Raw genomic sequence first — 19096 nt, 5'->3', positions numbered from 1 at the left:
GAAATTATTAACCAATTTTAAATAGGCAAATATAAGGTAATATGTTAAAATAAATTACAGTATAGAGGAGTGATATTCTTGACCCAAGGAATGAAAATTACAGATTATACAAGGTTTTTATCTATACTTCTTGTAGTAAGTATAATACTTAATATATATGTAGTATTTAAATTAAATAATTATAAATATAAACTAGGTCAGGAATCCTATACTAAGATAGAGGATTTTAAGCAAAGAAATGAAAGCAATATGGATATATTGTCTAAAGGAATTGAAGAGAATAGTTTAAAAAATGAAGATTTAGTAAAGCTTTATAAGAATTATGATGAAATGTCTAATGACATAATAGAATTATGGCAACAGTATAGAGCATACACTCAAAATGCAATACCGTTTTTCTCTAAGGTAATTAAAACTGATAAGATAATGGAAAATAATATAAATGAAAAGATAAAGGAGTATATGCTGTCTACTGTAAGTAAAGAGATGAAAAATGAATCAAATAAAATAAGGCTAGAAAGTGAAGATTTACAATCTTTTAAATATATGTATGAGATTTCTTCAAAAACATACGAATACTTTAATGAATTTAATGAAGAAAATTTAAATGGAGCTACAGGTGAAGATAAGGAAAGTAAGGTTATAAAAAATCATTATTGGATAGATCTTTTGGAAGGTATATATAAAATAAGTGATGACTATGGGAATGTGCAGTGGAAAATAGAGTCGGTTGATAGTACAAATAAGTAAAGTGATTAACTGTAGAGTAAGAATTAAGCTTTTTGTAAGGGGAATGTTAGATGGTATAAGAACTCAGAACAACAAAAAAATGTAGAATAAATATTCTTCATTTATTCTACATTTTTTATTATGATTTTAGTGGCATCCTGAGCAAGAACCACCACATCCGCCTTCAGGCGCTATAACAGGCTTTAAACTTAAGCCATTACCTTCATTTTCATCAGAAGAAAGTATTATAAATCCACCAAATTGTTCTATTAGGGATTTTTCGTATATAAATGAAATATCATTCATTTTTTCAACCTCGTCGGCATCAGTAGCTTCTGAAAGAGATATGTTAAAAACTGGACCGCTACATGCATAACCAGCAAAATTTATTCTAATATTGAAATCAGTTATTTTATTTTCTTCTAAAAAAGCTTTAAATTCATTATAAGCTTCTTCACTTATATTAACATTTTTCATATATAAACACCTACTTTATGAAATATTAATGATATTAAATCATTAAAGTAAGTATAGCATATATATATTAAAATAAAAAGTTAATATTAATAGTTATATTATGTCTAAGAATGTGCTATTATATTATGGTTTATTGAATATATAATGTTAATAAATAAATTATACAATATTATACATAAATTGGAAAATGTGCTATAATAATATAGAACTATTAAAGATTTTGCATTAAATATTGTAAGAAGGGGAATTAACTATGAAACCATATAATAAAAGTTTTGTGTTCCAAGAGATAAAGCGATATAGTGACTTAATTAATCAAGGAACTTGTGGCGACTATAAAATAGTTAAAGATACCATAATAAAGCAAGAATTACAAGGTTATATGTATGAAAATGAAGAAGAATATGATATAGATATAATTCAATTATATAAAAATGGCAGTGATTTAATTAAACTAACACCAGAGACAGTTGAAAGTTCATATGGAGCAATTTCTTTTGCTCACGGAAAAGTTGGTGTAATTGGACTTGGCATTGGATATGTAGTTCAAGAAATTGCAAAAAAAAATAGTGTAGAAGAAGTAATTGTATATGAAATTAGTGAAGAAATAATAAAATTATATAATAATAATTTTCCTAAAAATAAAAAAATACGGATAATAAAAGGGGATGCCTTTAAAGCAAAAAAAAATAAATTTGATTTCTTCTATGTAGACATATATAAATGTGAGTTAAGTTCTAAAATAGTTAAGGATTATAAGATTCTAAATGAGCTTCACGAAATTGAAGAATATGCATTTAGAGGATTAGAACATTTTTTATTAAGTTGTAAATATGAGGATATAGTGTGGATTTATATACCTGAAAATTGGATTTCAATGAGTAAGAAAGCATATGAAGCTCTTGATGCTTCAGGATATTTAAATAGCTATAAGCCTTTAGATGAAGAGAATGTTAAAAAAGTATTGTTTGAGTTTAAAGAAATCTTAAATGCATAAATTTTCTTATATATTGTGATATTATTGGTTAGGCATTTAGAATTTATTAGATTTAATACATTAAAATAATACATTATGAACTATTTATTAAAGTATATAGCTTGGAGGAGAACTAATGATATTATCAGGAAAAGAAATATTAAAAAATATTGGTAGTAATATAATAATTGAACCTTTTGATGAGGAAAAAATAAATCCTAATAGTTATAATTTGTCTTTGCATAATGAATTATTAGTTTATGAAAATGATATTTTAGATATGAAAACTCCAAATCCAACAAAAGTTATAAAAATTCCGGAGGATGGATTATTATTAGAACCAGGTAAATTATACTTAGGTAGAACAAATGAATTTACGAGTACTAGTAAATATGTCCCTATGCTTGAAGGACGCTCTTCAACAGGTAGATTAGGGTTATTTATTCATGTTACAGCTGGATTCGGAGATATTGGATTTTCAGGCTACTGGACGTTAGAAATTTTTTGCGTTCAGCCAATAAAAGTTTATCCTAACGTAGAAATATGTCAAATATATTATCATGATATCCATGGAGAATATGATTTATATAGCAGTGGAAAATATCAGAATAATAAAGGAATACAGCCAAGTTTAATGTATAAAGATTTTGAAAGATAGTTGTATTTATGAGCAATACGTTCTAAAAATTTTAAGCATCAAAATCTGTATTAAGTCATCAGGCAATGCAAGGTAAGCACTCTTATAACGAATGAATTATATTGCTCAAAATCTATACATTGTTATTTTAAAACTAAGTTCGTAAATATGTTCAACTTACTAAGTCTTATTTATAATAATAAAATTGAGATTTATTAAGTTGAAACAACAAATACGATATGCAAATATTATCTGCAAATTCATGTAGTTCATCATATACTGATATTTCAATTTTATTTCCGAAATTGCATTCAGAAATATCACTTATATGTTGGTTAATATGAAAAAAGGTTCGGATGTTTTTTTAGATACTCTAGAAGAAAATATCCGAATCTTTTTTTATCTGAGGATAATTAAAATAAAAAATTTCACATATATCTATTCAAAAGATTCTGATGGGGATGTATCATATATAATATAGATAAAGCGCTTTTAACAAATCATTTTTAAATATAAATTAATATATAAAGGAGAATGAAGTAAATGAAATTAGTGATATTAGAGCCATTAGGTGTAAATAAGGATAAGTTATTGGGAATGGCAAAGAATAGTTTAGGAAATGAAGTAGACATAATATATTATGATACAAGAGTAGAAGATACCGAAACATTAATAGAAAGAAGCAAAGATGCTGATGCTGTAGTAATATCCAATCTTCCATATAAAAAAGAGGTAATAGAAAACTGTCCAAATTTGAAAATGATTTGTGTTGCGTTTACAGGAGTAGACCATGTTGCAATGGATTACTGTAAGGAAAGAGACATTTTAGTATGCAATTGTGCTGGATACTCAACTGCTGCAGTTGCAGACTTAGTATTTGGTATGGTTATTTCTCTATATAGAAATATTATACCATGTGATAAGGTGACTAGAGAAGGTGGAACGAAGAATGGGCTTGTGGGATTTGAACTCGCAGGAAAGAAGTTTGGAGTAGTAGGGGCAGGAGCTATAGGTATGAGAACTGCCGCAATTGCTAAAGCATTTGGATGTGATGTATACGCTTATAGCAGGACTAAAAAAGATGTTGAAGGAATCGAATTTGTAGATTTAGATACATTAATGGCTACTTGTGATATAGTATCGCTTCATGTTCCACTAAATGAAAGCACTAAAGGATTAATAAATAATGAAAAATTATCATTAATGAAAGAAAGTGCAATTTTAATAAATACAGCACGAGGTCCTGTTTTAGATAGTTCAGCACTTGCGGAAGCTTTAAATAATGGCAAAATTGCCGGTGCGGGAGTAGATGTATTTGAAATTGAGCCACCAATTCCTACAGATCATGTATTGTTTGGAGCAAATAATTTAATAGTTACTCCTCATGTTGCATTTGCAACAGCGGAAGCTTTCGAAAAGAGAGCAGTTATTGTTTTTGATAATATAAAAAAATGGTTAAAAGGTACTCCGCAAAATGTAATTAAATAAGTCAATTTATATATGTTAATTTAGAATTAGAAACCTGGGAAGAAAAGCCTTGATGCTTTTCTTAGATAGTATAAATAGAAATCCCTTTTGAGGGATTTTTATTTTTTTATAAAATTTTTATAATTGCTTTAAAAGATTTTTAAAATTAGATTTTATAATGAATTCATAACAAGCAAGGGAATAAATCTTTGAAAATATTGGGAGGCGTTATAAATGAATAAAATTAAAGTATTATATGATGTATTTAAAACTATGAAGGAAAAAGAAGTGTTTAAAGGAAGCGTAAAATTGGAAGCAACTAAAGGAGATGTAAAAGTATTATCATTTTCTAATGAATTTGAAACTGATACTAAAAGTGGGGAAACAAAAGCTAACATAAGTGTTGATTTAGATGCTGAAGGCAAAAAAGTAAAACATGATAGTAATTCTGAATTTAATATAAAGGAGTGCCCGCATCATGGATTTCATAGAGGAATGCATAATCATGGAATGAATATGCACGGTCACGGTGGAATAAAAGGAGGACTTTCAAAAGTTACGTTTATATTAAATTTATTAAATAATGTGCAAGTAGAAGAAAAAGATGAAAAGGCTATTATTTCTTTAGAATTGAAAGAGGTATTTAAAGAAATCAAGGACATTCATAAAGAATGCCATAAAGGAATGGATGAAGAAAAGATAATGGAGCATATAAGACAAATGAAGGAAAGTGATGATAGAGGTTTCCATAAGCATCATAAATTTATAAAAGAATTATTATGTTCTGAAAACAGCGATGCTATATTAAAAATATATGCAAATAAAGATAATGAAGTTGAGAAAGTAGAAATTTCTTCTAAAGGCGAAAATGCTGTAAATGGATCACTAGATTTAGTTTGGTAAATTAATTAAGTTAGGAGATAGTAGTAAATGCCCAAATATCTTATTTGTACTAACACTAGAAAGTATAATGAATTAGTTGAAGCTCTAAATAGTAGAGGAATTCAATTTGAGACAACGAATTGTGATAATAAATGCTTTAAATGTTGCACTAGAGTGATGATTAAAGAAGATGATAAATATATATATGCAACTGATGTGAAAAATCTATTAAGGAAAATGAGTATTTCTTAATGTAAAGAGGGGTTGAAATTCAGAAATCTCTAAATTATTGATGTAAAATTCAATTATTTAGAGATTTTCATTTATAAATAAATAAGTAAATAAGGAACTCTGTTCCAAATCAAAATTTAAGTATATCATAGAATAATTTTATTAGAATTATTAATAGTCGGTTTTAATTTAATTTATTAAAAGTTAATTTGAATGTTATAATCATTACAATGGTAGAAATTTATTTTAAGGTGGTGGAAAGCATTAGAAGGTTTAGAGGAAGAGTTTATTCTCATTTTCATAATAGAATTGATGAAGAACATCGGGAATTTTTTGAAAAACTCAAAGAGTTAAATAAAATGCGTTACGAGTTAGTTTATGAGCATCAAAAAATACATCATAATTCTCATCATAAACAATTTAATGAATTTAATAGGATACATAGATATTTAAGATGGATGCGTCCAACGGGAATTTTAATAAGCATGTTACTTGTTTTTTCCATATTTAAATTTGTAGATGTAAAGGCAATTACTATATTTTTTGCAATAATTTTTATTATTCATCAAAGCTCTCATATATATATAACTTTGAGAATGGAAAAAAGAATTATGAAACCTATAGAGAAGTTAAAAGATGGTGTTGAACAGATAGCCAGAGGTAACTATGATGTGAAAATTGATAACGACGTATATAATGAAATAGGAATTTTAATATATGATTTTAATAAGATGGCTGAAACCTTAAAAAAATCTGAAGAGATGAAACTTGAATATGAAGAAAATAGAAAAGCATTGATAGCTAATATTTCCCATGACTTAAAAACACCAATTACTTCAATTAATGGATATATTGAAGCCTTAGTGGATGGTGTTGTTACTTCACCAGATAAAGTGAACAATTATCTAAATATAATTCATAATAATACTACTTATATAAATAACCTTATTGATGATTTGTTTTTATTTTCAAAATTAGATATGCAAAAATTAGATTTTAATTTTGGGATAGTTAAATTTAAGGCATTTATGAGTGATCTTATGGAAGAGTTTGATTTTGTTCTTAAAGAAAAGGATATTGAATTTAAATTTGAAGATAGGTTGTCGGAAGAATTAGAAATTAACATAGATGGAAAAAGAATATATCAAGTTATTAGGAATGTTATAGGGAATGCTATAAAATATGGAAGGCAAAAAGATTCAATAATTAAAGTAGAATTAAGTAATAATAATGAATGGATTAAGATAGAAATTAAAGATAATGGTCCTGGGATTCCAGAAGATAAACTTTCAAATATATTTAATAGATTTTACCGTATAGATACAGAACGTACCAAAGACTTTATGAGTACGGGTTTAGGACTTGCAATTGCAAAGGAAATGGTAGAAGCTCATGGAGGAAAGATTTATGCATCAAGTATAATGGGGAAAGGAAGTACGTTTACTATAGAGATACCAATAAAGTGAAGTTTTTCAGATGGAGAGAACTATAGCTGAATTTATACCAACAAGGGGTACAATGCTAAGGAGTGTTTAGATGTTATTTCGTGATTAAATAGTGATACGGATCATATATATCTGACAGTGTGTCATTTAAGAGCATAAATAATAAAGAGGAGGAAGCATATGAAACAAATATTAATTATAGAAGATGATATAAATATCGCTGAACTAGAAAAAGAGTATCTTCAATTAAATGGTTATAAAGTGGAAATAATTCAGGATGGTATTCAAGGATTAAAAAAAGCTCTTATTGGTACATATGATCTTATAATAGTTGATTTAATGCTACCAGGTAAAGACGGGTATGAAATAGTAAGAGAAGTTAGAGAAAAATATGAAATACCTATAATAATAGTATCAGCAAGAAGTGAGGATATTGATAAAATAAAGGGGTTAGGATTTGGTGCAGATGATTATTTAACAAAACCTTTTAGTCCTGCAGAATTAGTAGCCAGAATAAAGTCTCATATGCTTAGATATGAGCGATTATCAGGAAATAGACCCCAACTCAATATTATTAGCCATAAAGCATTGGAGATAAGAACAGATTCACATAAAGTTTTTGTAAATGGAAAAGAGGTTATTCTTACTACAAAAGAGTATGAGCTTATGGTATTTTTAGCTTCTAATCCAAATATAGTTTTCACTAAAGATCAATTATTCGATAGAATATGGGGAGATGATTATTACGGAGATACAGCAACTGTGGCAGTCCATATACAAAAGTTAAGAAAGAAGATAGAAAAAGATCCAGGAAATCCAGAGTATATTGAAACCCTTTGGGGAACAGGATATAGATTTAATTCATAAGTTTCAATATTGATTTATTTGGATTTGCCTGGAGTTAAACCACATAATTTGGAGTTAGAGCTAACGAGGAGAGTTTTTGATAATTATAATTAAGATATAATTATAATTTAAATTTAGAATTATATAAGAGTGGTAATACATATATTACAATATGTAGAAATAATTTGATGAATAATTATGTTAAAAGGGATTGGGCTATTGTATGATTATAAAACTGGAAAATAATAAATTGAGTAGAAAAGATAGAGTATATGGAAGGCTAAAGCAACTTACAGCAGAAGCAGCTTTTGAGACTGATTTAATAGAGAAAGTAGGATTTGAAGCAAGTTATATAGCTGAAGAACTAAAAATATCAAGAAATAATGTTAGTAAAGAATTAAACTGTCTTGTAAATGAAGGTAAAGCAATTAAGATATTGGGCAAGCCTGTATTATATTTAGATAAGGATTATCTAGAAGCTACCTATAAAATAGAGATAAATGAACCAATAATAAAAGAATATAATTTCTTTAGAAAAATTATAAATAAAGAGCTGAATTTAGAGTCGCAAAATAAGAATATAATAGAAAGTTATAATAATAATGAAGTTAATAGTAATTTGGGAAATACAAAAATTAAAACTAGGGATATATTTGAAAATATAATAGGAAATAGGGATTCTTTAAAATCACAAATTAAACAGGCAAAAGCAGCAATATTATATCCAACCAATGGCTTACATACATTATTAATTGGGCCCACGGGGGTTGGAAAAACTACTTTTGCAGAAATGATGTATAGATATGCTATAAATGTAGGGATTCTGAAAGCTAACGCGCCATATGTTATTTTCAATTGTGCGGATTATGCAGAAAACTCTCAATTATTATTATCACATCTGTTTGGATATGCGAAGGGTGCATTTACAGGAGCTGATAAAGAAAAAAAGGGATTAATAGATGAAGCTAATAACGGAATTCTATTTTTAGATGAAGTTCATCGTTTACCACCTGAGGGGCAAGAAATGTTATTTTCATTAATTGATAGAGGTAGCTATCGTAGATTAGGAGAATCTGAAAATACAAGAAGAGCTAATATATTGTTTATAGCAGCTACTACTGAAGAGCCTAAATCGACTATACTAAGTACTTTCTTAAGAAGAATTCCAGTAACTATTAAACTACCAAGTTTAGATGAACGTTCCTTAAAAGAGAGAATGAAACTTATTTATGAATTTTTTAAAAACGAGTGTCTTAAAATTAAAGCTCAATTAAAAGTATCGAAAGAAGTTTTAAAAGTGCTGCTGCTTTATAAATGTCCAGGCAACATAGGCCAACTGAAAAATGATATCCAGCTTATTTGTGCCAATGCATTTGTTGAATATATAACACAAGATCAAAAATACGTACACGTGAAGTTATCCCAGCTTTCACAGCGCTTTAAAGAAGGATTATTTACAATTGAGGATAAAAGGCGAGAACTTTTTAAATATTTTGATTTAAATGACTTTGAGTCTATAACATTTAATAGTTCCAATGAGGAATTTGATGATAACTTAAATGGCTTACTACTTTATGATAAATATAATACTGAAGAAGACTTCTATGATGTTATGTTAGAAAGAGCACAAAAATTTTATGAAGATGGCTTGTCTGTAAATCAAATTAGGGAGAATATAAATAGTCAAATTCGAGATCGTTTTAATAACTCACCGCTATCAGAAAAGTCTCAAAATTTAACTATAAATAAAGAAGTTTTATCAAAAATTGTAACTCCTGAAATCGTTAATATTATAGAAGAATCATTTTTTGAAAATGAAGATTATTTCGCTACTAGTACAGATACAAAGTTAATTTATAGCCTGGCGCTGCATATTGAAACCCTTATAGAACGTTTGAAATTAGGAAATGTAACAATTTATCCAAATATAGAAAGTTCTTATAGGGAGCATATAAATGAATACAATATAGCTGAAAGAATAAAATTGAAAATTGAAAAACAATTTCTAATTAAAGTGCCTAATGATGAGGTAGCATTTATAACTATGTTTTTATATTCAGTAAATACAAAAAGAGCATATGGAAATATTCAAGTTTTAGTTATTGCTCATGGGAATGGGACTGCAACGAATATGGTAGAAGTTACAAAGACACTTTTAGGCTGCAACTGCATTCATGCATTGGATATGCCATTGGAAGAAAAGGTGGAGATAGCCCTAAATAAGGCTATAGATATGGTTAAGGAAATGGATTGTGAAGGAGGAGTTCTTTTACTAGTAGACATGGGATCCCTAACCACATTCTCAGATGTAATTACAGAAAAAACTGGTATAAAAACACAAACGTTGAAAATGGTTAGCACTCCAATGGTTATTGAAGCGGCTAGAAAAGCAATGATGCCTGATATAACTATGGATATATTAGTTGAAAGTGTAAAAAATGTAAGCTCATTAATTGGAGATAGCATAAAATTAAGTAATCCACCTATGGAAGTTGAACCAGAAAATACAAATTGTAGAGATTATGCTGTGAATATGCTAGAAGAAATATTAACTTTTTTAAGTGCTAAAAAAGCGTCTAAAACGTTAGATGAAGTTTTAAAAAATATAGCGTCTGTTTATAATAAAGAAATTGATGATGCTATGTATATTAAATTTTTATTTCATTGTTCATGTATGATTGAAAGAGTTATAAGAAATGAGACATTGCCATATAAAAAATTTTCCAAAATCAAATCTGCAAAAGAGCAACTTTTTGAGGTTATAAAAAATAATTTTATTTTAGTAGAAGAAGTATTTGGAATACACATTCCTAACAGTGAACTAGCATATATAGTTGAAATGGTGGATATTAATTTTGATTTAAATAATATTAAAAGTGAAGAAGAGATTTAGCAGTAAGCTAAAGTTACTGTAATTGATAAAAATATAATAATACTATTAAAAAGTCTAAATGTGTATTTACATTTAGACTTTTCTTAAATACACATTAAATACACATTGAATACATATGCTGATTTCTAAATATTAAATTATCCAATAAATAAGTTTTCTTATGATGAAAAATATTGTATTAACTAAAAAATGTGTAAGGACATAGTGTTTAGAAGGCGTCAAATATTATGCTATATATAGTGAGACACTTTAAGTTAATTATTGGCACGATAGTTGCTTGTATATAAGGCATAAAGTGAAACTTTTCAGGTGGAGTTTTATACTTCAGCTGAATTTAGTTTGACTTATCCAGGAGCGTGCAGCCGTTATCTCGCACTTTAAGAAGTGGGAGTGTTACAGATGCTAGCTATCGGATAAAGAAAAACAAGAGGAGGTGAATCTTATGATAGGAATTTTACTCGTCACTCACGGAAAATTTTCAGAAGAAATATTAAAAAGTGCTGAGCTTATTGTAGGAAAACAAGATAAGATATTAACTTTAGGACTTGAACATGGAGATAGTATCGAAGTACTAGGAGACAAAGTTAGAGAATCAATTAAATTATTAGAAAGTGGTCAAGGTGTTTTAGTACTGGCAGATCTGTTAGGTGGAAGTCCTTATAATGTTGTTGCTTTAAATTCAAATAAAGTAAGTGATATTAAATTTAAATGTATAACAGGCGTTAATTTACCTATGTTACTTGAGGCAATTACTATGAGAGAATCTTATGAGTTAGATGAATTGACTAGGCATTGCATGGAAGCAGGAGTTATGGGAGTAAAAGAATTATTTAATGAATTAAATACATTATTAAAATAAATCAAAAAAGGGAGAGATTATATATGTTAAATATTGTTCTTACAAGAATTGATGATAGGCTAATTCATGGTCAAGTTGCAACTGCATGGTCTAAAATTACAAAGGCAACTAAAATTATAGTAGTAGACGATGCAGTAGCACAAGATTCATTTATGCAAATGGTTCTAAAATCTGCAGCACCTAGTTCACTTAAAGTGGAGATATATGGAGTAGATGATGCAGTTGAAATTTTAAATAAAGATGACGATGGTGAGAAAATATTGGTTTTAGTTAAAGCTCCTATGACTGTCCTTAGCCTTGTAAAAGCAGGAATTGGAATTAAGGAGTTAAATCTTGGAGGAATGGGTGCAAGGCAAGGAAGAAAACAATTATATAAAAATATTTCAGTTTCTGATGAAGAAAGAGAAGCATTTATAGAGCTTATAAGATGTGGTGTGAATGTTTTTATGCAAATTGTTCCTGATGCAAAACAAATAGCATTAGATAAATTATTAAAGAAATAATTAATAATTAAATTATAATTTAGGAGGAATTTATATGCATGTTACGATTTTTCAAGCGGTATTAATAGGGTTATTTTACTATATTTCATGGAGTCCATGGTTTACTTATGTTGGATTTTTTACATTTAATAGGCCTTTAGTAGCAGGACTAATAACAGGAATAATATTAGGACAACCTTTAGAGGGAGCATTAATAGGTGCAGGTATAAATGTTATATATTTAGGATTTATATCAGCAGGTGGAGCTCAAATGGGGGATCCATCATTTGCAGGATATGCAGGTACTGCATTAGCTATAACTTCTGGTTTAGATGTATCAACTGCTATGGCAATCGCAGTTCCACTTGGAACTATAGCTACAGTATTATGGATAGGAAAAATGACAATCAACTCATTTTTTGTTCATTGGGCTGATAGAGAGGTAGAAAAGGGAAATATAGATTCACTTAGTCTCATAAATACAATACCACCGCAAATAGTGTTATTTTTACTTAGTTTTATACCAGCTACATTAGTAGTATATTTTGGTCCAGATGCAGTGTCTGGAATGTTAAGTGTTATGAATGATAGTGTATTGCATGTATTTAATGTAATAGGAGCAATGTTACCAGCACTAGGTATTGCAATGAATTTAAAACTAATAGGAAACTCATTTACAATGCCATTTTTTGTACTAGGGATCATAATGTCAGTATACTTTAAACTTGATATAGTTATCATTTCTATAATAGGATTAGTAATCGCATTAACTGTAACTGCAATAAAAGGCAATAATTCATCACCTAATAATGCATAGAAGAAAATTTACAAGGGGGGAATATACATGTCAAATATAAAGATTATACCTGAAAATAAATCAATTGATGATAATAAAACTAAAGTTTTAGATAAAAGAGATGTAATTAAGTCATGGATTAGATGGTTTTTTTTCGCACAATCAAATTATAATTACGAAAGATTACAAGCTACGGCTTTTGCACACTCCATGTTACCTGTAATAAAGAAATTATATAAAAATAACGAAGATAAAAAAGCAGCAGTACAAAGGCATTTAGCATTTTTTAATACAGAACCTATTTGTGGATCAGTTATACATGGTATTACTATAGCCATGGAAGAGGAGAAAGCTAGTGGTAATCCAATTAATGATGAAGGTTTTAATGCAATAAAAACAGGATTAATGGGGCCACTTGCAGGTGTTGGTGATACATTGACACAGGGAATTATTACACCTATTTTGCTTGCAATATGTATAGGAATTACAAATACTAAGAATATTTTTGGTCCAATTATATTTTTAATAGCTCAATATGTAATAATGACTAGTATTTCATTAAGTCTATGGATGAGTGGATATAATCTTGGTAAGAAAGCGGTAGAACAAATACTACAAGGTGGAAAAATTAATAAAGTTATTGAGACTGCATCAGTACTCGGAACTCTAGTAATGGGAGGGCTAGTTGGAAGATTCATTACTTTACAAACTAATTTAAGTTTTAATATGGGAGAAGTTAAATTTAGTTTGCAAACAGATTTATTAGATAAACTAATGCCTGGCTTGATACCGTTTGCACTAACATTAATTGTGTTAAAAATGGTAAGAAGAGGGACATCTCCAATTAAATTAATGGTTGTACTTATACTTGCAGGAGCTATTTTAGGAGTTTTAGGTATATTTTAATTAATAAAAATCAAGTGAAACTTGATTCAGGTGGGGTTTGATCCCCATCTGAATCTTAGTTGAACTTATCTAGGGTCGTGCCGCTGTTATCTCCCACTTATAGAAGAGGGAGTGTTACAGCGGCTAGACATCAGATAAATATGTATGTTGCAATTTTGAGCTTCATTATAACTATATTAAGTTACCTATGTATAAAGATTTTCAGACATATGCCCAATATTGCAACATACGCATTGTTAATTAAGCAAAAATATTAATTAGGAAGTGATATGCATGGAGTTAAATATAAACAATGTCAGTGATTTAAAAATAGATGATTTTTTAAAAAGTGGGTTAAAATGCACATGTGGTAAAGCACATAATATAGGTTTAGAACGTGTATTAATAGAAAAAGATGCAATTAAAAAAGTGCCTGATATATTAAGAGATCTAGGATTTAAAAATTCATTAGTTGTAGCGGATAAAAATACTTATAAAGCAGCTGGAAATCAAGTTGAGACTGCATTGAAAGAAGGAAAATTTGAGTATAAAAAATTTATATTTGAACCAGAGGATGACCTTGTTCCTGATGAAAGTGCTTTAGGTAAACTATTTATGCAATTTGATAAAGATGTAGATGTTATTTTAACAATAGGCTCAGGTACATTAAATGATTTAGGCAAATTTATTAGTCATAAATTAGATATTTCATCAGTTATTGTGGCTACTGCACCATCTATGGATGGTTTTGCATCAAATGGTTCTGCATTAATAGTTGAAAATCTTAAAACTACTTATCAAGTTGATGTTCCTAAAGCAATTATCGGAGATGTTAATATACTAAAAGATGCGCCTATGGAAATGATTCTAGCTGGATTTGGTGATATTGTTGGAAAGTATTCTGCATTAAATGATTGGAAACTCAGCAAGATTATAAATAAAGAATATTATTGTGATGTAACAGTTAAAATGGTAGAGGATTCTATACAAAAATGTATGGATAATTCGGAGAAAATGATAAATAGAGATGAAACAGCAATAAAAAATCTAATGGAAGCATTAGTTCTAACTGGAATTGCTATGAGCTTTGTTGGCAATTCAAGACCTGCTTCGGGATCAGAACATCATTTAGCTCATTATCTAGAAATGATGTTTTTATTTGAAGGCAAAAAAGCTGTACTTCATGGAACAAAGGTGGGAATATCTACAATCATAACTACGAAATTACGTGAAATCTTATCTGAATATGAACTTAATTTTGATCAAGCTATTAATAGTGCTAAGTTATTTGATCAGGACCAATGGGAGAAAAATATTAAACAATTTTATGGGAAAGCAGCACCTGAAATTATTAAAACAGCCGCAAAAGAAAAAAGGAATTCTATAGAAAGCAGATTAGAAAGAATTAGCAGCATTAGAGAAAATATTAATGAAATAAAAGATGTTATTAAAGATATTCCGACAGCAGAGGAAATAAAAGCAATTCTCAAAAGAGTTGGCGCAGCAGCTGAACCAGAGGATGTTGGAATTGAGCTTAAAATAATGTTAGATGCAATAGTTATGGCTAAAGAGGTTAGGCCAAGATATACAATATTAAGCTTTTTAGGTGATTTGGATTTACTAGATGAATTTTCATATAAGATTAAAAATTATTTAGCTGAGAGGGTATAGCATGTTAAATAAATATTTAGATATAAAAGAAGATGAGAGAACATTATTAAAAAAAATAAAATGTTTTATTCTTGATTTAGATGGAACAGTATACCTAGGTAACACACTATTAGATGGATCTATAGAATTCCTAAGAATATTAGATGGAAATAATATAAAGTTTAAATTCTTTACAAACAATTCTTCAAAAAATGCTGAGTTTTATATAAAAAAAATAACTAATATGGGCTATGATGTAAAGAATGACATGATGATGATATCTAATGAAGTAATAATTGATTATATAAAAAGAGAATTTCAAAATAAAAGAGTATTTGTTTTAGGCAATGAATATTTAAAAAAAGATTTTGTGAATTCAAATATTAATATAGTAGAAGAAAATGCAGATGTGGTCGTAGCAGGATTTGATACTTCATTAGCCTATAAAAATGTTTCAAAAGCATGTGACTTTATTAGAAATGGAGCTACTTTCTTGGCGGTAAATCCAGATTTCAACTGTCCTATAGAAAATGGTTTTATGCCTGATTGCGGATCTATATGCTCAATGATTACTGCATCTACAGGAGTGAAACCTACATTTTTTGGTAAGCCGTCTCCTTATACTTTAAATTATATACTTAAGAATATGGAACTTAAAGAAGAAGAAGTCGCTTTTGTAGGAGATAGGTTATATACAGATATTGCTATAGGAAAAGGCAATAAGGCAGTTACAATTCTAGTCTTGACAGGGGAAACTCAAATGAAAGATCTAAAGGAATCTGAAATACAACCGACTTTAATATTTAATTCACTTAAGGAGATTGGAGGAATATTTAATAGTATAAATTTTGATAGTTAAGCAAGGGGATAAGTAGGAATAAGGAAAAGTCATAAATAAAAAAGTGGCCAAGTGGCCACTCTTTTATTTCACAACTATATTAACAAGTCTTCCTTTAATTACAATCACTTTAACTATAGTTTTACCTTCAGTATTTTCTTTAATAGTCTCATTTTCTAATGAAGCAGCTTTTATACCTTCTTCATCTAAATTAGAAGCTACCATGATTTTAGCTTTTATTTTACCATTTATTTGGATCGCAATTTCGACTTCATCTTTAACTAAAGCAGCAGGGTTAAATTCTGGCCATTTTTCATTAAAGATTGTTGAATTATTTCCAAGTAAGCTCCATTGCTCTTCAGCAAAGTGAGGAGCAAATGGTGCAAGTAGTTTTATGAAATCAACTATAGTTTCTTTTAAGAAGTTTGCGTTTTTAATATTTTCTTGAGTGTACTTATTAAGAGCATTTGTAAGCTCCATAAGTCTTGCTATCGCAGTGTTAAATTGCATTTTATCTCCGTCTTCAGTAACACCTTTAATAGTATTATGTTTCCAGAAGTTTAATTCTTTTTCAGCTGAATCAATAGAATCCTTAGTGCTCTCATTTGAATTTATTATATTTCTGCAATTTTCAAGGATTCTTTCAATTCTATCCACGAATTTTCCAACAGATTTTATTCCGTCGTCGCTCCAAGCTCCACCTTCAGTATAACCAAATCCAAACATTAAGTACATTCTAAATACGTCAGCGCCATATTCTTTAATATAATCATCAGGAGAAATAGTATTTCCTTTTGATTTACTCATTTTAAGTCCATCTGGTCCTAATATCAATCCTTGGTGAGTTAAGCTTAAGAATGGTTCGTCAAAGTTTAAATATCCCATATCTCTTAAAGCTTTTGTTATGAATCTAGCATATAATAAATGCATGCAAGCATGTTCTGGTCCACCAACATATTTGTCTACAGGAAGCATTTTGTTGACTTTTTCAGAATCAAAAGGTGCATCATCGTTTTTATTGTCTACATATCTTAAATAGTAAAAAGATGAACATACAAAAGTGTCTAAAGTATCAGCTTCTCTCTTTGCAGGCTTCCCACAATGAGGACAAGTTGTATTTACAAAATCCTCACATTTACCTAATGGTGATTTACCATCTGGTGTAAATTCAACATTGTAAGGAAGTTTCACTGGAAGATCCTTTTCAGGTACTGGAACTATTCCACAATCATCACAGTATATAACAGGAATTGGAGCACCCCAATATCTTTGTCTTGAAACTAGCCAGTCTCTTAATCTGAAGTTTTTCTTCATTGCTCCTAATTCATCTTTTTCTAATTCTTCAACGATTTTCTTTTTAGCTTCATCAGTTGTTAATCCATCGAATTTTCCTGAATTAACAAGTACTCCATATTCGCAATATGGAAGGTCTGGATTAGTATTTTCTTTATCCGTTATAACTCTTTCGATTGGTAAATTGAATTTTGTTGCAAAAGCAAAATCTCTTTCATCATGAGCAGGAACTGCCATAACACATCCTGTACCATAAGTAGCCAATACATAATCAGAAATCCAAATAGGAACTATTTTTCCATTAATAGGGTTAATAGCATAAGATCCTGTGAATACTCCTGTCTTTTCTTTTGAAACGGATTGTCTTTCAATTTCAGATTGCTTTGCAGCAGCTTCCTTATATTCTTCAACAGCAGCCTTATACTCTGGAAGAGTTAACTCATCAACTAATTTGTTTTCAGGAGCTAGAACTACATAAGTAACACCGTTTAAAGTATCAACTCTTGTAGTAAATACATCGAATTTCAAATCTGAACCCTTAACTTTGAAAGTAACCTCTGCACCATAAGATCTTCCAATCCAGTGCTTTTGCATAGACTTTGTTTTTTCAGGCCAATCTAAACCATCTAATTTATCAAGTAATTCATCGCCGTACTCAGTTATTTTAAAGAACCATTGAGTAAGATCTTTCTTTGTAACTTCAGTACTACATCTTTCACAAACACCATCAACAACTTGTTCATTAGCTAATACTGTATTGCATGATGGACACCAATTTACAGGCGCTTTTTTTCTGTAAGCTAGACCTTTCTCGTAAAGTTTCAAAAATAGCCATTGAGTCCATTTATAATAATCAGGAAGACAAGTAACAACTTCGTTTTCCCAGTTAAACATAGCACCCATAGATTTCAATTGTTTTTCCATTGTCTCAATATTCTTTAAAGTAGAATCTTGAGGATGAATTCCAGTTTTTATAGCATAATTTTCAGCAGGTAATCCAAAGGCATCAAATCCCATTGGTTGAAATACATTATATCCTTGCATTCTCTTAAGTCTTGCCCATGAATCTGTTGGACCATAGTTAAACCAGTGACCAGCATGTAATTGAGCGCCTGATGGATAAGAAAACATTTCTAATGTATAGAGTTTTTTACCTGAATTTTCAGGATTAAATTTATAAACCTCATTCTCCTCCCAAAATTTTTGCCACTTTTCATCAATTTTTGTTCCGTAATTTGCCATGATATAGCCTCCTATAATTTTAATGTAAAATGCACAATATAATGCATATAAAAGAAAAATGCTTATAATAATTGAAAAATATGTTATTAAAACAAAATTTTAATTAAAATATTAGATCTATGCACTGATAATGGATAAATTAAAAAAAGCTCTCATCTCTAAAACAAAGAGACGAAAGCATAATTTCCGTGGTACCACTCTTAATTAGAAGAGATAAAAAAACAAATTTATCCTTCTCACTTATTATTTTAACGGGTCTACCGTACTTGCTTTTAACAAGTAAGCTCCTAGGCAAGTTCATAATAATATAACGCTATTTTACACCAAACAACAGCTCTCTTTAAGATATAATTATTACTAATACTCCTATTCATCGCACAATATAAAATTTTAATAATATTATATATTAAGAAATCAAAAAAAGTCAAGAAGTTGACTTATATATATGTGTTTAATAGTAAAAACTTA

Annotated in this window: 17 protein-coding genes and 1 other annotated feature; of the genes, 15 read left to right on the top strand and 2 right to left on the bottom strand. The window is 29.0% G+C overall.

The genetic code is table 11. The annotated features are described in order from the left end of the window. Positions 1 to 78 precede the first annotated feature (78 nt). Positions 79 to 750 carry a hypothetical protein gene (locus KEC93_RS23010; protein ID WP_039769897.1) on the top strand — a complete coding sequence of 224 codons (672 nt, stop codon included), beginning with the start codon at positions 79 to 81 and terminating at the stop codon, positions 748 to 750. Positions 751 to 876: 126 nt separating this feature from the next. Here the strand turns inward: KEC93_RS23010 and KEC93_RS23005 are convergent, their stop codons facing one another. Further along, complete coding sequence (locus tag KEC93_RS23005) at positions 877 to 1206, bottom strand: HesB-like protein (RefSeq protein ID WP_017211242.1); 330 nt, start codon at positions 1204 to 1206, stop codon at positions 877 to 879. A gap of 253 nt (positions 1207 to 1459) precedes the next feature. Here KEC93_RS23005 and KEC93_RS23000 point away from each other — a divergent pair, with 253 nt between their 5' ends. The 14 genes from KEC93_RS23000 to KEC93_RS22935 all read left to right on the top strand — a co-directional run bounded on the left by KEC93_RS23000 (position 1460) and on the right by KEC93_RS22935 (position 16114). Beyond that, positions 1460 to 2203, top strand: coding sequence for a hypothetical protein (locus KEC93_RS23000; protein WP_077868696.1), 744 nt, complete (start codon positions 1460 to 1462; stop codon positions 2201 to 2203). A gap of 115 nt (positions 2204 to 2318) precedes the next feature. Beyond that, positions 2319 to 2840, top strand: a complete 522-nt coding sequence (gene dcd, locus KEC93_RS22995; RefSeq protein ID WP_039769899.1) for a dCTP deaminase — start codon at positions 2319 to 2321, stop codon at positions 2838 to 2840. 522 nt (positions 2841 to 3362) lie between these two features. Beyond that, positions 3363 to 4307 (top strand): 2-hydroxyacid dehydrogenase, encoded by a 945-nt coding sequence (locus KEC93_RS22990; protein WP_039769901.1) that lies wholly within the window; start codon positions 3363 to 3365, stop codon positions 4305 to 4307. Between the two features lie 213 nt (positions 4308 to 4520). Continuing rightward, positions 4521 to 5189, top strand: coding sequence for a hypothetical protein (locus KEC93_RS22985; RefSeq protein ID WP_023973937.1), 669 nt, complete (start codon positions 4521 to 4523; stop codon positions 5187 to 5189). Between the two features lie 27 nt (positions 5190 to 5216). Next, on the top strand, positions 5217 to 5420 hold the full coding sequence (locus tag KEC93_RS22980; RefSeq protein WP_023973936.1) for a hypothetical protein: 204 nt from the start codon (positions 5217 to 5219) through the stop codon (positions 5418 to 5420). A gap of 209 nt (positions 5421 to 5629) precedes the next feature. Then, on the top strand, positions 5630 to 6865 hold the full coding sequence (locus tag KEC93_RS22975; protein WP_039769904.1) for a sensor histidine kinase: 1236 nt from the start codon (positions 5630 to 5632) through the stop codon (positions 6863 to 6865). 159 nt (positions 6866 to 7024) lie between these two features. Next, a complete protein-coding gene (locus KEC93_RS22970; RefSeq protein WP_017211235.1) occupies positions 7025 to 7711 on the top strand; it encodes a response regulator transcription factor in 687 nt (228 codons plus the stop codon). 202 nt (positions 7712 to 7913) lie between these two features. Next, positions 7914 to 10583, top strand: a complete 2670-nt coding sequence (locus KEC93_RS22965) for a sigma-54-dependent transcriptional regulator (RefSeq protein WP_039769906.1) — start codon at positions 7914 to 7916, stop codon at positions 10581 to 10583. A gap of 442 nt (positions 10584 to 11025) precedes the next feature. Beyond that, the gene (locus KEC93_RS22960) at positions 11026 to 11442 is read left to right on the top strand and encodes a PTS sugar transporter subunit IIA (protein WP_039769908.1); all 417 of its coding nucleotides are present in this window, start codon (positions 11026 to 11028) and stop codon (positions 11440 to 11442) included. Between the two features lie 23 nt (positions 11443 to 11465). After that, positions 11466 to 11945 carry a PTS sugar transporter subunit IIB gene (locus tag KEC93_RS22955; RefSeq protein ID WP_039769910.1) on the top strand — a complete coding sequence of 160 codons (480 nt, stop codon included), beginning with the start codon at positions 11466 to 11468 and terminating at the stop codon, positions 11943 to 11945. A 34-nt stretch (positions 11946 to 11979) separates the two neighbouring features. Then, positions 11980 to 12741 carry a PTS mannose/fructose/sorbose/N-acetylgalactosamine transporter subunit IIC gene (locus tag KEC93_RS22950; protein WP_039769911.1) on the top strand — a complete coding sequence of 254 codons (762 nt, stop codon included), beginning with the start codon at positions 11980 to 11982 and terminating at the stop codon, positions 12739 to 12741. Positions 12742 to 12768: 27 nt separating this feature from the next. Next, a complete protein-coding gene (locus KEC93_RS22945; protein ID WP_077868695.1) occupies positions 12769 to 13626 on the top strand; it encodes a PTS system mannose/fructose/sorbose family transporter subunit IID in 858 nt (285 codons plus the stop codon). Positions 13627 to 13899: 273 nt separating this feature from the next. Then, positions 13900 to 15276: a sn-glycerol-1-phosphate dehydrogenase gene (locus tag KEC93_RS22940; protein WP_039769912.1), complete on the top strand. Its 1377-nt coding sequence runs from the start codon at positions 13900 to 13902 to the stop codon at positions 15274 to 15276. Between the two features lies 1 nt (position 15277). Next, on the top strand, positions 15278 to 16114 hold the full coding sequence (locus KEC93_RS22935) for an HAD-IIA family hydrolase (RefSeq protein WP_039769913.1): 837 nt from the start codon (positions 15278 to 15280) through the stop codon (positions 16112 to 16114). 63 nt (positions 16115 to 16177) lie between these two features. Here the strand turns inward: KEC93_RS22935 and leuS are convergent, their stop codons facing one another. Further along, complete coding sequence (gene leuS / locus KEC93_RS22930; RefSeq protein ID WP_039769914.1) at positions 16178 to 18628, bottom strand: leucine--tRNA ligase; 2451 nt, start codon at positions 18626 to 18628, stop codon at positions 16178 to 16180. 164 nt (positions 18629 to 18792) lie between these two features. After that, positions 18793 to 19011: a binding site (T-box leader), on the bottom strand. Between the last annotated feature and the right edge of the window lie 85 nt (positions 19012 to 19096).

Origin of the sequence: Clostridium beijerinckii (genome assembly GCF_018223745.1) — a bacterium.
Taxonomy (GTDB): Bacteria; Bacillota; Clostridia; order Clostridiales; family Clostridiaceae; genus Clostridium; species Clostridium beijerinckii.
This window is presented reverse-complemented; position numbering and strand designations above follow the sequence as displayed.

Coding starts and splice junctions, on each gene's coding strand:
- KEC93_RS22985 (WP_023973937.1), top strand. CDS start 4,521: ATGAATAAAATTAAAGTATTATATGATGTATTTAAAACTATGAAGGAA.
- leuS (WP_039769914.1), bottom strand. CDS start 18,628: ATGGCAAATTACGGAACAAAAATTGATGAAAAGTGGCAAAAATTTTGG.
- KEC93_RS22965 (WP_039769906.1), top strand. CDS start 7,914: ATGATTATAAAACTGGAAAATAATAAATTGAGTAGAAAAGATAGAGTA.
- KEC93_RS23000 (WP_077868696.1), top strand. CDS start 1,460: ATGAAACCATATAATAAAAGTTTTGTGTTCCAAGAGATAAAGCGATAT.
- KEC93_RS22955 (WP_039769910.1), top strand. CDS start 11,466: ATGTTAAATATTGTTCTTACAAGAATTGATGATAGGCTAATTCATGGT.
- KEC93_RS22970 (WP_017211235.1), top strand. CDS start 7,025: ATGAAACAAATATTAATTATAGAAGATGATATAAATATCGCTGAACTA.
- KEC93_RS22990 (WP_039769901.1), top strand. CDS start 3,363: ATGAAATTAGTGATATTAGAGCCATTAGGTGTAAATAAGGATAAGTTA.
- dcd (WP_039769899.1), top strand. CDS start 2,319: ATGATATTATCAGGAAAAGAAATATTAAAAAATATTGGTAGTAATATA.
- KEC93_RS22940 (WP_039769912.1), top strand. CDS start 13,900: ATGGAGTTAAATATAAACAATGTCAGTGATTTAAAAATAGATGATTTT.
- KEC93_RS22980 (WP_023973936.1), top strand. CDS start 5,217: ATGCCCAAATATCTTATTTGTACTAACACTAGAAAGTATAATGAATTA.
- KEC93_RS23005 (WP_017211242.1), bottom strand. CDS start 1,206: ATGAAAAATGTTAATATAAGTGAAGAAGCTTATAATGAATTTAAAGCT.
- KEC93_RS22935 (WP_039769913.1), top strand. CDS start 15,278: ATGTTAAATAAATATTTAGATATAAAAGAAGATGAGAGAACATTATTA.
- KEC93_RS22950 (WP_039769911.1), top strand. CDS start 11,980: ATGCATGTTACGATTTTTCAAGCGGTATTAATAGGGTTATTTTACTAT.
- KEC93_RS22945 (WP_077868695.1), top strand. CDS start 12,769: ATGTCAAATATAAAGATTATACCTGAAAATAAATCAATTGATGATAAT.
- KEC93_RS22960 (WP_039769908.1), top strand. CDS start 11,026: ATGATAGGAATTTTACTCGTCACTCACGGAAAATTTTCAGAAGAAATA.
- KEC93_RS22975 (WP_039769904.1), top strand. CDS start 5,630: ATGGTAGAAATTTATTTTAAGGTGGTGGAAAGCATTAGAAGGTTTAGA.